Raw genomic sequence first — 13,660 nt, forward strand, 5'->3', positions numbered from 1 at the left:
AGCGCTCGCTCGTGCTCGCCTCGCACGCGCTCATGCTCGCTCGTGAACTCGCTCAGCAGCTGCTCCGCCGCCTGCTCACTCGATTCGCGCGCCTCCGCCAGCGCTCGCTCATGCTCGGTCCGCATGCGCTCATGCTCGCTCGTATGCTCACCGCGCACACGCTCTAACAATCCCGCCTGCTCCGCCTTCAATCGCGCCAGCGCCTGCTCGCTGTCCTCGCGCAACCTGGCCGACGCCCGCTCATGCTCGCCACGGACACGCTCCAGCTCGCGCTCGAGCTTAGCCTTTTGCGCCTCGCCCTGCAATTCCAGCTCGACATAAGCGTCCTTGAGCTGCTTCGCTTCCTCCAGCTGATGAACCTGATTCTCCATCTCCTGCTTCACTTGAAGCGTTTCGTCAGCCATATTGACCGCCGCCAGCACCGCTATTCTAGGCACATCCAGCCGCTGCGTGCCCGCCGCGATCTGATGCATTTGATCATTCACATATTGGGCAACGCGTTTCACATAGCCGACGCTGTTGTTTGTGACCAGCTTGTAGGAGGTACCATATATGTCAACGGTTACTCGAATTTTTTCTTCGTTACTCAATTAGGCACTTCCTTTCCGGGTTAACGTTCCGTAGTCGGAATCGAGGATTCACGCCATGCCTCATTTCTTCGCCAAAAAAAAGAAACCGGTCCATCGCGCTATAATAACATTCGATGTGACCGGTGCTATTTCCTTCCTATTTACGCAGCTCTGCGCGGAATGTTTCTTCGAGAACCCGCACCACTGAGCCATGCAGCTCCGTTACTTCCTCATCCGTCAGCGTACGGTCCGCGTGACGGTAGACGAGGGCAATCGCCACGCTCTTCTTGTCGGCTCCGAGACGCTCGCCGGTGAAGATGTCGAACACCTCGATCGACTCCAGCAGAGCGCCTGCCGTCTGCTTCGCGCTGGCGAGCAAATCGCCGACAGCCACGCCGCGGTCGACGACGACCGCAATATCGCGCCCGATCGCCGGGTATTTCGGCAGCTGCGCATACTCGATCTTGAAGTCCGCATAGTCGAACAACGGCTGCAACTCGATCTCTAGCACATAAGTGTCGTCCAGATCCTTCGCCTGCTGCAGCGCCGGATGAAGCTGTCCGAGGCGTCCTACGTTCACGACACCGCGTGCAGACTCAATCGTTATTTCCGCCGTCCGTCCTGGATGGAATCCTTCCGGTGCCGCCGATTTGTAGCGAACGCCCTGAATGCCCAGATCCGATACGATCGTCTCGAAGACGCCTTTCAGATCATAGAAATCCACGGCAGCCGCTTTGCCGCCCCAATGCTCTCCGCTCCGTTTACCCGTCCACAGGATGCCGAGCATCAGCTTCTCGTCCGGCAGCGTCGTCAGGCGGTCTTCCTTCGTTACGAACACTTTGCCGATTTCGAAAATCGCCACATCATTCGTATTCCGGTTCCGATTGTAAGCCGCCGTGTCCAGCAGGTGCGGAATTAAGCTCGTACGCAGCGTACTGCGCTCCTCGCTCATCGGCAGCGCCAGCTTCACCGGCGTCGCTTCCGGATACATGCCCTTGAACTCCTCGATCTGACTCGGATGCGTGAAGGAGTAGGTGCTCACCTCATGCAATCCGCCGCCAGTCAGCAAGCTGCGCAGAATGCGGCGAATTTTCTGCTCCTTCGTCAGCGAACCCGGCGTCGTGACGCCCTGGATCAAGCTCGTCGGAATGTTGTCATAGCCGTAAAGCCGCGCCACTTCTTCGATCAAATCGACGTCGCGCGTAATGTCTCCCCGACGGGAAGGCACATGCACGAGCAGCGTCTCTTCCGCCACTTCCTGATAGGTGAAATGCAGACGGCCCAACAGCACCTTCACTTCAAGCAGCGATAAATCGGTGCCTAGGTAGCTGTTTACTTTAGCCAATGGCAATGTAATGTCCACCGGCTGCGGGTCCAACGTCCGCGCTTCGACGATGCCTTCGTTCACATGACCGCCGGCATAACGGGCGATTAGCGATGCGGCCCGGTTCAATGCGGGGATGACCGCTTCCGGATTCACTTCCTTCTCGAAGCGCAGGCTCGCTTCGGAGCGCAAGCCCAGCGCACGAGACGTCTTGCGCACCGAGCCGCCGGAGAAACGTGCGGACTCGAGGACGAGCGTCGTCGTCTGCGGCGTCACCTCGGAGTTAGCGCCGCCCATCACGCCTGCGATCGCGACCGGCTTCACGCCGTCCGTGATCAGCAGCATTTGCGATGTCAGCTCGCGCTCAGCATCGTCCAACGTAGTCAGCTTCTCGCCTTCATTCGCGAGACGCACGTCGATCTGGCCGTTCGTCAGCTTCTCGGCATCGAACGCATGCAGAGGCTGTCCGTATTCCAGCATCACGTAGTTGGTGATGTCCACGATGTTGTTGATCGGGCGGATGCCCGCCGCCATCAGGCGGTTCTGCATCCACAGCGGGGAAGGTGCGATACGCACGCCCTCCACGCGGCGAGCCGCATAATGCGAGCATTGCTCGCCGGCTGTGATGCGGACGCCGATGTGGTCGGCCGCTTGCGCCCCATTGCCGCCGCCGAGCCCTTGCTCGTTGTCCGGCAGCGTCACTTCGCGGCCGAGAATGGCCGCGATCTCGTAGGCGACGCCCAGCATGCTGAGCGCGTCCGAGCGGTTCGGCGTCAAGTCGAGCTCCAACACTTCGTCATCGATCGCCAGTACGTCGAGAATGGACGTGCCGATTCGAGTGTCTTCCGGCAGCACGAGAATGCCTTCTTGGATTTCTTTCGGCAGCAGCCGGTCGTTCAAGCCGAGTTCCTTGGCCGAGCAAATCATCCCCATCGACTCGACACCGCGCAGCTTCGCCTTTTTGATCTTGAAATCGCCCGGCAGCACGGCCCCTACAACCGCAACCGGCACCTTTTGCCCAGCCGCTACGTTCGGTGCGCCGCATACGATCTGCAAGTCCTCGTCCTGCCCTGCGTCCACAACGCACACACTTAATTTATCCGCATCCGGATGTTTTTCGCGCGACTTAACATAACCCACGACTACACCTTCAACGCCCTTGTTGCGGTTCTCGACCACATCGACCTCGATGCCGCTGCGCGTCAGCTTCTCCGCCAGCTCCGATGCCGTGAAGCCGCTCAAATCCACATACTCGGACAACCATTTATAGGAAACCTTCATCGCTTATGCCCCTCCCTTTTCCCGTGAGCTAAATATGGACGAACTGCTTCAAGAACCGCAGATCGTTCATGTAGAAATGACGGATGTCGTCGACGCCGTACTTGAGCATCGCGATCCGCTCCACGCCCATGCCGAACGCAAAGCCGCTGTATTCCTTCGGATCGTAGCCGGCCATCTCGAGCACCCGCGGATGCACCATGCCGGAGCCGAGAATTTCGAGCCAGCCTGTATGTTTGCAAACCCGGCAGCCTTTGCCGGAACACATCATGCACGACACATCGACCTCCGCGCTAGGCTCCGTGAACGGGAAAAAGCTCGGACGCAGCCGAATTTGCGTTTGCTTGCCGAACATTTCCTGCACGAACTGCAGCAATGTGCCTTTGAGGTCGCTCATACGGATATGGCGGTCGATAACAAGCCCCTCGATTTGCGTGAACACGTGAGAATGCGTGGCGTCGTCGTCGTCGCGACGGTATACTCGGCCTGGGCAAATGATCTTGACCGGCACCTCGCCCTTGCGCTTCTCCATCGTGCGCACTTGCACCGGAGACGTGTGGGTCCGCATCAGAATCTCGTCCGTCACATAGAACGAATCCTGCATGTCGCGCGCGGGGTGGTCTTTTGGCAGATTCAGAGCTTCGAAGTTGTAGTAGTCTTTCTCCACTTCCGGTCCTTCCGCTACTGTATAGCCCATGCCGAGGAAAATATCCTCGATCTCCTGGATAACTTTGTTCAGCGGATGAACCGCACCTAGCGCCGACGGACGCCCCGGCAACGTAACGTCAATCGTCTCCGCTTGCAGACGGCCTTCCGTTTCTTGGCGTTGGAACTCGGCTTGCTTCGCTTCGAGCACTTCCTCGATTGCGGCGCGCACCTCGTTCGCCACTTGCCCGATGACCGGACGATCTTCCGCACTCAGCGCCCCCATGCCCCGCAGGATTTCCGTCAGCGGCCCTTTTTTGCCCAAATATTTGACCCGCAGGTCGTTCAGCTGCTGACTGCCCGACACTTGCTGCAGCTCTTGCAGCGCTTCGGCTTTTAATGCCTGTAAACGTTCTTTCATTTTCGCAACGCCTCCTCTACGAATTCAACAAAAAAGAGCACCTCTCCCTGGTAAGGGACGAATGTGCTCGCGGTACCACCCTTGTTAAGCCTGGACTGTGCTGTACGCATGTCGCTTGGCTTCACTTGATCGAATTAACGGCTCGTGGCCGGTACCCTCTACTACGTCTATTGATGCTAGACGCTCGTTCAAGGGACTGCTCGGGAGCGAACTTCGGCGGCCTGTTCCCTGGAGACGCTCTCAATCTGCGGCGCCTCTTCCCTGTAAGGAAGCACTGCTTACTCTTCTCCGTCCATGCATTTACATATATCGACTATTATAGGCAAACCGCGGCTCGGATGCAAGTGGATGCGTGCCGAGGGTCAGAAGTGCACAGCCGCCTACAGCTTCTTGCGCAGAAAATCTGCGGGGACAATAAAGCCGTTTATAGATACCAAATCGTTGAACGGATTGCTGCGTCGCGAACTCTGCGTAGCAAATTCACCGCCAAAATAGCTCATTTTGAACATATCTCGTATCGTCTTGGACTTCTGAGTGGTGGTGCTCTGCGCTGTGCCAAAATAGTCGCATATATCATGAACCGATATGTACGGCGCAAAGCTCTTGTCGAATGCAAAGTTGACTGTTCCAATGGCATGAATGATGCCTGACGCCCAAACCTCCAGCTTGCCCGACATGAAGGGAACCGCCCGCTTGCGGCCCAGCTTCTCTACCATACTGCAAGACAGCTGCTCGTATTCTTCATCCAGATATTTTTCGCAGAAGCCCTTCACCAGTTGCAGCAATTTTTCCTTTTTTTCCAACATTTTCGGATCCTTCATATGCTCCTCCTTATTTGAAAGGTTTACATACCCGCCTCTTTCTTGATTCGCTCGAGCTCCGCAACCTTCAGCCCAGTCAGCTCGGCAATCTGATGAATCCCCATTTTTTTCCTCAACATATTGATCGCAATTTCTATCTTGCCTTTCTCCATTCCTTTTTCCATTCCCTTTTCCATCGCGTCCGAAATGATGCTGTTCCGCTCAATCCGGGAGTGCTCCCGCGCCTCGTACAAGCGCCGGGTCTCTTCATCGCCGCTCAGCCATTCCAACCGTTCTTCGGTTTTCTTGATCACCGGATCCATTCGAATCAACTCCTCCAACTGATCTTCCGGAAGCTTCTCGTCCAGAAATAGAAGCCACCGGTGTAGCGGATCATGAACATTTTTCTCTACCTTCTGAAACTTGGGATACTCAATAAAGTGGATCTCCATGGCATCGGTTAGCATAAAGCTGTCTTCATGATCTTCGTAAAAGTGAAAGGTGCTATGATAGCGCTCCAACTGGAGCAAGTTAAAGTCCAAGATGTTAATCGTGATGGTCTTCTTCAGATTATCGTAATTTTCTCCCGCTTTGATCGATTCTACGAACATTTTACTCAAATAAAACAACGTTCGTTTCTCCATATTGCGCTGATCGGCCAATTGAACTTCAATATCAATCTGCACGCGGTCCGCCGTCTCCGCCCGTACATCCAGCCTGCCTGTCTTGTCGTCGATCAATTCCTTGGCTAGCTGCTTATTCTCGATAACCGTCGCATCCGCGATTCGATTGGGGCCCTCCAAACGAAGGATGGCGTTCAACAGCGCAATCAGACTCTCTTTCGTCTCTGTTTCACCAAATAATCTCTGAAAGATAAAATCGTTCTTTGGCCTAAGCCTCCTTGCAAAAGTCAACGGCAACGCTCCTCATCCGAATGAGATGCTTCCATTATACCACATTGCCTGTTCCTGACTTGGATAAAATGGTAAGGGTATGAGTGAAACCAGCTGTCCCTGCACGAGAACGTGTTCACGAAGCTGCAACAAATATGCCTCTTGAGCAAAAATACTCATCGCGCATAATTGCACAATGGGCAACGATTTGATACATTAGCTTCTATGCTAGTAGTGAATTCTGCTCGGAAATGAGGTGCACGCCAAGGCGTAATCGTATGAACAAACTTAGCTTGCGTGATCGAAAAAAAGAAGCGACCGCCCACGCTTTGGCCGAGTCTGCCTATCAGCTTGCGCTGGAGCGCGGGTTGGACGGCTTTGTCGTCGAGGATGTGGTGCAGCGCGCCGAGTATTCCCGCCGAACGTTTGCCAATCATTTTGCTTGCAAAGAGGAAGCGGTGGTGATGGCGGCCATGTCCTTTGACGGGGTGGAAGAGGCGGAAGCCGAGCTAGCGAAAATGCCGGAAAACGCGACTCCGCTCGATGTCCTGTATCGGTGGTTGAAGCTGCAATTTACAGCGGATCTGTTTCGGAAAATGCGCACGCTCGTCTCGATGTCCCAGCAGCATCCTACGCTCGAGCCGTATATCCTTAGCTTGTTCCGCCGCCTGCAGCGAGAGGCTCAGGAAGCTTTGAACGAGCTGTTCGCTGGTCGGCATCCGGAGGGCTACACGCATCTGCTCATCGGCGCTGTTTACGGGGCGATTTTGCCGATTATCGACGGCAGCCTGCAGGTGCAGCTTCCAGGCGATCAGGTGGACGAAACGCCAGACGTCGTCTCGTTCGATCAGTATTTGGACAGGAGCTTCGGTTATTTGCGGGACGGGTTTTAGCTTGGCATTAGTACGCGAGACGCTGCAAGGCGGATTTTCGTGCTTAGAGCAGCTTTTTGTGCGTTGGTTTGCTCGGTAAGCACGATCGGTCATGGTCATTTTTTCACTCACAGGAGGTACAGGTCACCTATGTCTACTTTTTTATACAAATTGGGGAAACAAGCTTACGATAAAAGATGGCTTTTCCTCGCGAGCTGGGTGCTTATTCTTGGCATCGTGCTTACGCTGCTAGGTGTGAACGGCATGCACGTCAGTCCGGAGATGAAGATCGAAGGCACGGAGGCGCAAAAGGTGCTGGATAAGCTGGAGCAGGTGCTTCCGGAAGCGTCCGGCGGACAGGGTAGCGTCGTGTTCAAGGCGCCGGAGAAGGAGCGGCTGGACACACCAGAGCGTGTAGGCGCAATCCTCAATGCGGTCAACAAGGTATACACGCTGGAGTACGTAATCAATCCGGCTGATTACGCGGCGGCTGCAGGCGGTATGTCGGCCGGCGGCGGTCAGGCTGCTCCAGCAGCGCAAGCAGGGGCACAAGCGGGTGCACAAGCCGGAGCTACTGCTGGTGCTACTGCTGGTACTACTGCCGGAGCTCAGACGCAATTGCCCCCATATGGGCCGCTGATCTACCAAGGCCAACCCGTGCCGGGTGTGCTGATTGCGAATGACGCCAGCGTGGCGCTTTTTCAATTTCAGTTTACCGTCCAACAAACCTCGTTGCCAGACGGCGTAGCCTATTCGATTGTAGAAGCGGTCAGCGATGCGGCTAGCGCCACCGGGATTCAAGTATTGCCGAGCGACACGCTCAAAAAACCGGAAATTCCAGTTGGAAGCAATGAAATCTACGGTCTGGTCGTCGCAGCCATTGCACTCGTTATGACACTCGGCTCCGTAGTTGCAGCAGGACTGCCGCTTGTGATCGCCCTCTTCGGGGTTGCCATCGGGGTCGGCGGCGCCTTCGCCGTATCGAGCTTCGTCACTATGACGTCCGTTACTCCCGTTCTGGCGTTAATGGTCGGGTTGGCCGTCGGCATCGATTATGCGCTCTTTATCGTGAACCGCCAGCGCCGTCTCATCCTGGATCAAGGGCTGACCGCGCGCGAAGCCGCCAGCCGTGCAGTCGGGACGGCGGGAAGCGCCGTGTTTTTCGCCGGACTGACGGTTATCATCGCCTTGTGCGGATTGCTCGTCATCGGTATTGGTTTCTTGAGCATGATGGCTCTCGTAGCTGCTTTGACCGTATTCTTGAACGTGTTGCTGGCCCTTACGCTGCTGCCTGCGCTGCTTGGCTTCATGGGCGAACGCATCTGCTCCCGCAAGGTGCGCGAGAAAAGCCGCAACCTGGCCGCCGAAAAGTCGCATGCAGTGGCTAACGGCTGGGTGAAGGGCATCGTCAAATTCCGCTGGCCGGTCATTATCGGCATCATCCTCGTGCTCGGAACAGCAGCAATCCCGGTAACCAAGATGGATTTGGGCATGCCGTCCGGCGCCAGCGCCAACTTGGATACGACTGCCCGACAAAGCTACGACGCCATCTCGAACGGGTTCGGTGAAGGGTTTAACGGGCCTCTCGTCCTTGTTGCCGAAACGAAAGATGCAGCTAGCAAAATGTCGCTGCAGCTGCTCATGAAGCTCGTACAAGATATTCAGCAAGTAGACAATGTTTCCGTCGTTTCACCGCTTGGCGTCAATCCGGACGGCACGATGGCCATTCTGAGCGTGATCCCGAAAACCGGGCCTACCGATGCGGAAACGAAGCAGTTAGTCGAAGACTTGCGCTCGTCCGACTCTGCGGTTGCCCACAATTCCAACGTAACCCTCGGGGTAACCGGGTTCACCGCGATCAACATCGATACATCCGCTAAGCTGGCGGAAGTATTCCCTATCTACATCGGGATCATCGTGGTCCTCTCGCTCCTTATTTTGCTGTTGGTATTCCGGTCGATTCTCGTTCCGATCAAGGCAACCGTCGGTTTCTTGCTCAGCGTCTTGGCTGCTTTCGGATTGACAACCGCCGTGTTCCAGTGGGGGTGGCTGGGCGAGCTATTCGGACTCGACACCGGCGGTCCGCTGCTCAGCTTTATCCCGATTATGATTACCGGGATTCTGTACGGCTTGGCGATGGACTACCAAGTATTCCTCGTCTCGTCCATGCGCGAGTCTTACGTTCACGGCCACCACGGCCACAAAAGCGTCGTCCATGGCTACAGCCAAGCGAGCCGCGTCGTAGTCGCCGCCGCCGTCATCATGGTCGCCGTCTTCGCAGGCTTCATCACCGCGCATGACGTGATGATCAAGCAGATCGGCTTTGCGCTCGCGATCGGCATCTTGATCGATGCGTTCGTCGTCCGTATGGCGCTTGTCCCGGCTGTCATGGCGCTCTTCGGCGACAAGGCCTGGTATTTGCCTCGATGGCTGGATCGGCTGCTGCCGAATCTCGACGTCGAAGGCGACAAGCTGATCGCCGAGTTGAACGCTAGGGATCGTGCTGCAAACGCTGTATCAGGGGCACCTAAGCACGCGGACACCAACTCCCGCGAATCAGCCCGCAAGCCGGTCACTTCCCGCTAAGTCAAAAAGCGCCAGTCGACACCTGTCTCCAGGTGCGGCTGGCGTTTTTGTTGTTCGAGCGGGCTAACCCCTGAGTTACTGGTCGGAAACGAGAGAATTGTGCACCCAAGTGGAGTTCGAGCTCACTTGCCTGAGCGGAAGGGATAGTGTCGAAAACGTAGGTGGACGGATGGGAGTTGGGCTAGTAAAGCTGAAGGGAGGGAGGACCTTGAGGCAACCATGGGTGCTGTAGTCCGAATAGTCGGACTGCAAAGGGCCAGTGCATGGAGAACGCTGCTCCAGTCCCGCCAAGTGGCGCTATGCCATCGTTACTGTCAGCTGAACCGGCCAGCCGGGTGCGATGCAGGGTAATGATTGGTCTCAAACTGACTTAAGTTGTTATTATGCCATCACCTTATTTCCCTCCGGCACACGAGATAAACGCAAAAACAGGCCACCAGTCATCCCGGCAGCCTGCTGCCTCGCACTACTCTCACTTGTCGTGAACAACCGTAGTACCCGCAATCATGTCATGAATCGACCGTTTGTCTTCGCGATTCCCCACCATAATAGCGCTTATGATGATGCCGATGCCCAGGGTAATGGCATAGACCAGGCCAGCCACCACATTCCGAAGCAGCATCGTCCCTAGACCGGGCGGACTTCCGTCAGTCACTCTTACGATGCGGATGCCGCTGATCCGTTTCCCGATCGTGTACCCTTTCCAGAAGACTGGAGTCAAGAGCGTATACAGGAACGAGATCAAGTCGGTCAAATACTTATCCCCTAAAGCAAGCGCGATGGTGATCAGTGGTAAGCCCACTATCAACACATCCAAAATCATAGCGCCGAACCGAACCCAGAAACCTGCAGGATTGTTTGTCAACACAGTATCCCTCCCTAGTCAAGTGGCAATCATATCCGTGCGAACCGTTTCCTCACCCATTTAATCATGTATGAGCCCGCAAATGGAATAATGCCGCAATCTTTCCAGGAAATAATTACGTTTCTTGCATACTGGTCCGAACGACCTGCTCCATTTCTTATTTCACGGCGGAGGCGAAATAGTTTAAGTTTTCCGTCGAGAGAGCCTTGTTAAGCAAGTCTGCATCGTAGCCGTTTTGTTTCAAGGCGGCCACAATAGATTGCACCCGCTCCATTCGCTTGCGTCTTAAATTCGATTCCAGTTGGATTTCCAGCGGAACCGCGGGGATCGAAAATGCTCCACATTTCACAAGTTTACAATAGCTCCATATAAACCGCCCGCCTTCCCAAATCCCTTCCCCACTCAGCGAATCCGGAATCCCCGCAGAATCGGAAATATGGACGACCTCAACCTTGAAGCCTTCGATCAGCCAGCAGCCTTTCGTCCACGTGAACCCCGATCCGAACGTTTGGGTAAAGACAGGCTGTTCAATTGAGGATAACCAATCGTTCCCCAAAGGACCCTCATACTTACGCTGAAGTGAATAACCTTCCAGAATCCTTGCGAATCGCTCAACGTCCGCATGATGCCTCACATATATATCCACATCACCCGGCGTCATGTCACATCCTTGCAGGACAGATCCAACCGAGCCGACCAGTATCCATTCCAAATCGGGAGAAGTGCTAGACAACTCGCATACTTCCATTAAAGCTTTTTCCCAGCTATGCATCCGTTCACCTCATTTTCAACTGTTACCTTTACTAGGTTGCAAGACCGACTCTCCTCACCACCTCTTATCAACCCGCCAACCACCGATACACCCAAACCGAACCCCCAACACCGACCGCCAGCCACGCCACTATGATCAAGCTTCCCACGAGCCAATTTTTCGGCTTCCCTCCCTGGACTCGCGCCTCTGCTTTCTCCATACAGTCTTGAATGACAGCACTCGGCAGCAGCTTCAAAGCCAACGCCACACCTAGCGGAATCAATATCAAATCGTCCAGATACCCCAAAATGGGCACAAAATCCGGAATCAAATCAATCGGGCTGAAAGCATACGCCACGACGCACACGGCAAACGCTTTGGCATACCAAGGGGTGCGGCTATCCTTATAGGCAAAGTAAAGCACAAACACTTGTTTCTTCAACCTTAGGGCCCACTTCCGCAGCTTCTCCAACATGACGATGAATTCCTTTTCCAAAACTGTTTCCTTAATAATAGCACGGTTGCCCGCCCCTCTAGCAGAAAAAAGCCGCCTTCCGGCAGCTTCTCTCCTGTTCCACGTCTATACATAAACATGCTCTTTATCATCGCCTTGCATCGTCACAAGCTCCAGCGCGTTAGCTTTGATTTTCCCCCGCACATGCCGCATCATTTCGTAGCCGTCCATAGTGTCCTGGAAGCCCAGCTCAATCCCCGACAAATACTCGCACACTTCTTCCTCGCAAATTCGGGCGGCCGCCTCTTTGTCCCCGTGCGCCAGACAGACCGCCATTTTCGCGTAGCGGGTCAAGTAGCCGGTATAAGCGTCCAGAATCCTATAGCTCTCGGAGACGACGGGCGAGGGGTCCCACAAATTCCGCTTAATGATCGGCACAAACTCGGCCACCACCGCCTCCACGCTCGAGAACCGCTCTGCGGCTTGTTCATCCTGCCACGGCTTCTCCCGTCTAAAATAAGCAGGCTCGAACAGCTCCGACATCCGCTCGCAAAACGCCTGCACGCGCGAAGCATCCGCCCCGAAGGCGTAGGCGAAATAATCCGTTGCGATCTCGTCAAAGGTTAATCCGGTGTCATACAATGTGCGCGCCATGATATGCATCGGGAGCCCCGTCGGCATAAAAACCCGGAAAGGCTGGTCGCAAATGTACCCATTCAAGCCGATGGTCCCGAGATTTCTAATATCCTCGCTCAAAACTCGCCCGATGCTGAAGTAACCGGGGTCGTTGTAATGGTCCCACATCATATGGTATTCGAACGTCAAGCTGTCGCCGTCGAACACTTGCTGCCAATCGCGCAGGGACGCTACGTTCTGCTCGATCGTCTTGGGGAACGACTTCACGTTCCGATTCAGCACGAAAGGCGGCATCTGCACGGCCGGATCTTCCCGATAAGACTTCGAATACGTCCTTGTGATCGGCGCCCAAAGCATTTTGAAGCGAGAAGGGTTGTTCAGACGTTCCACCTCCGGCGCCCACAGCAGCTCCACATACAAAACAAAACAAATGGTCGTCTCGAGTCCGGCGTGCGTCAGCTTCTCGTCCAGCTCGTTCAGCATAATGACCATCCAATCGGACGGTGTTTTACGGATACACGAGTCGCATTCGCACTGATTGTCGTAGCCGTCGGCCAGCCAGAAATGAAGCACATCGATGTAGCTGTGTTTCTTGGCGTAATTGGTAATGCATTCCGTCATCAACCGCCTAACCTTTTCGCTGGAGTAGCAGAGGTTCGTGCATAAGGTGTTGGGGAAATTCAACGGCTCGCCGCCCCATATTTCTCGTTTGCCGTTGATCAGGGCCAAGCAGTCCTTATACTCCTCCTTCACTTCCCCTTCAAAAGGCCCCCACCCCAGCGAAGGCAGCTCCAGAGGCTCGCAAGTCCAGCCGTGTCCGACCCCGTGATAGATCATATCGCGTTTTTTGGCTTCTTCTATGATTTGATTGTGATAACGGCGTGCCGTATCGACGGGTAGCTCGTAGCCGGGAATTTTTTTGTTTTGCGATTGGCTCGTCCAGTTGTTGAAAAAAGCATAGGACTCCATAAACTCCATGAAAAACGTGTTCATGCCGACCTTGGGCATCCATTCCAGCATTTCGATGGCGTTCTCGAACGTATTCGCGCCTTCCAAGCATAACCCGCGGTGACGCAAGCTCGGCTTTTCGCTGATATGGCAGTCCATATGCTCAATAGCTACTCGAGGGATGATCTCCCCAAGCGCACCTGGACGGACCCAGCGACATCCGAGCTCCGTAAGCATCCGATACACCGACAACAGCACACTCCGCGGGTTTACGCCGGAAATGACCCCTTTCCCATCCTGCAAGTCGGCATAAATCTCATCGTCAAACCGAGGATCCTCATGGCTGAATCGGGGACTCTTTTCTAGATCGCCAAACACGCCGAGCACGATTTCATTCTCAAACGACTTCTCTCTTTCCAGCAAAAACAGTTCGCCCGTCATTCTTCCCAAGTACTTAGAAAGCTCGCGCGCCGCGAAAAATAAAGTATGATGCTCACCCACAACGCGGATATGCCTTTCGTTCACGTTCATTAGTTGGTTGGACATTACGCTTAGCCTCCATCGAGATCACGGTTGTGTCCTAAGTGTAACTAGATCCCGAGGAAGGCGGATATGTCT

The 13,660-nt window shown here is 54.9% G+C and carries 11 protein-coding genes; 2 read left to right on the forward strand and 9 right to left on the reverse strand.

Annotated features, from left to right (window positions below):
• From zapA to PKO02S_RS13330, 5 genes are all read right to left on the reverse strand, one after another.
• Positions 1 to 590, reverse strand: a 590-nt coding sequence (gene zapA / locus PKO02S_RS13310) for a cell division protein ZapA (protein ID WP_127583526.1), incomplete at its 3' end; no start/stop codon positions are given.
• 136 nt (positions 591 to 726) lie between these two features.
• Entirely contained in the window at positions 727 to 3,174 is a 2,448-nt protein-coding gene (pheT, locus tag PKO02S_RS13315; protein WP_127583528.1) for a phenylalanine--tRNA ligase subunit beta, read from the reverse strand.
• A gap of 28 nt (positions 3,175 to 3,202) precedes the next feature.
• A complete protein-coding gene (gene pheS, locus PKO02S_RS13320; protein ID WP_127583530.1) occupies positions 3,203 to 4,237 on the reverse strand; it encodes a phenylalanine--tRNA ligase subunit alpha in 1,035 nt (344 codons plus the stop codon).
• A 380-nt stretch (positions 4,238 to 4,617) separates the two neighbouring features.
• A complete protein-coding gene (locus tag PKO02S_RS13325) occupies positions 4,618 to 5,058 on the reverse strand; it encodes a DUF6398 domain-containing protein (RefSeq protein ID WP_127583532.1) in 441 nt (146 codons plus the stop codon).
• A 23-nt stretch (positions 5,059 to 5,081) separates the two neighbouring features.
• The gene (locus PKO02S_RS13330; protein WP_127583534.1) at positions 5,082 to 5,957 is read right to left on the reverse strand and encodes an Rpn family recombination-promoting nuclease/putative transposase; all 876 of its coding nucleotides are present in this window, start codon (positions 5,955 to 5,957) and stop codon (positions 5,082 to 5,084) included.
• 251 nt (positions 5,958 to 6,208) lie between these two features.
• On the opposite strand from PKO02S_RS13330, the gene PKO02S_RS13335 reads away from it, so the two are divergent.
• On the forward strand, positions 6,209 to 6,823 hold the full coding sequence (locus PKO02S_RS13335) for a TetR/AcrR family transcriptional regulator (RefSeq protein ID WP_127583536.1): 615 nt from the start codon (positions 6,209 to 6,211) through the stop codon (positions 6,821 to 6,823).
• A 129-nt stretch (positions 6,824 to 6,952) separates the two neighbouring features.
• Positions 6,953 to 9,388, forward strand: coding sequence for an MMPL family transporter (locus PKO02S_RS13340; RefSeq protein ID WP_127583538.1), 2,436 nt, complete (start codon positions 6,953 to 6,955; stop codon positions 9,386 to 9,388).
• A gap of 472 nt (positions 9,389 to 9,860) precedes the next feature.
• On the opposite strand, the gene PKO02S_RS13345 is transcribed toward PKO02S_RS13340, so the two are convergent.
• From PKO02S_RS13345 to PKO02S_RS13360, 4 genes are all read right to left on the reverse strand, one after another.
• Positions 9,861 to 10,256 (reverse strand): RDD family protein, encoded by a 396-nt coding sequence (locus tag PKO02S_RS13345; protein WP_127583540.1) that lies wholly within the window; start codon positions 10,254 to 10,256, stop codon positions 9,861 to 9,863.
• A gap of 154 nt (positions 10,257 to 10,410) precedes the next feature.
• Positions 10,411 to 11,025, reverse strand: coding sequence for a hypothetical protein (locus PKO02S_RS13350; protein WP_127583542.1), 615 nt, complete (start codon positions 11,023 to 11,025; stop codon positions 10,411 to 10,413).
• Between the two features lie 67 nt (positions 11,026 to 11,092).
• On the reverse strand, positions 11,093 to 11,479 hold the full coding sequence (locus PKO02S_RS13355; protein ID WP_127583628.1) for a YkvA family protein: 387 nt from the start codon (positions 11,477 to 11,479) through the stop codon (positions 11,093 to 11,095).
• 105 nt (positions 11,480 to 11,584) lie between these two features.
• Complete coding sequence (locus PKO02S_RS13360; protein ID WP_127583544.1) at positions 11,585 to 13,588, reverse strand: DUF4838 domain-containing protein; 2,004 nt, start codon at positions 13,586 to 13,588, stop codon at positions 11,585 to 11,587.
• Positions 13,589 to 13,660 lie beyond the last annotated feature (72 nt).

The organism is Paenibacillus koleovorans NBRC 103111 (assembly GCF_004000845.1).
Taxonomy (GTDB): Bacteria; Bacillota; Bacilli; order Paenibacillales; family NBRC-103111; genus Paenibacillus_AA; species Paenibacillus_AA koleovorans.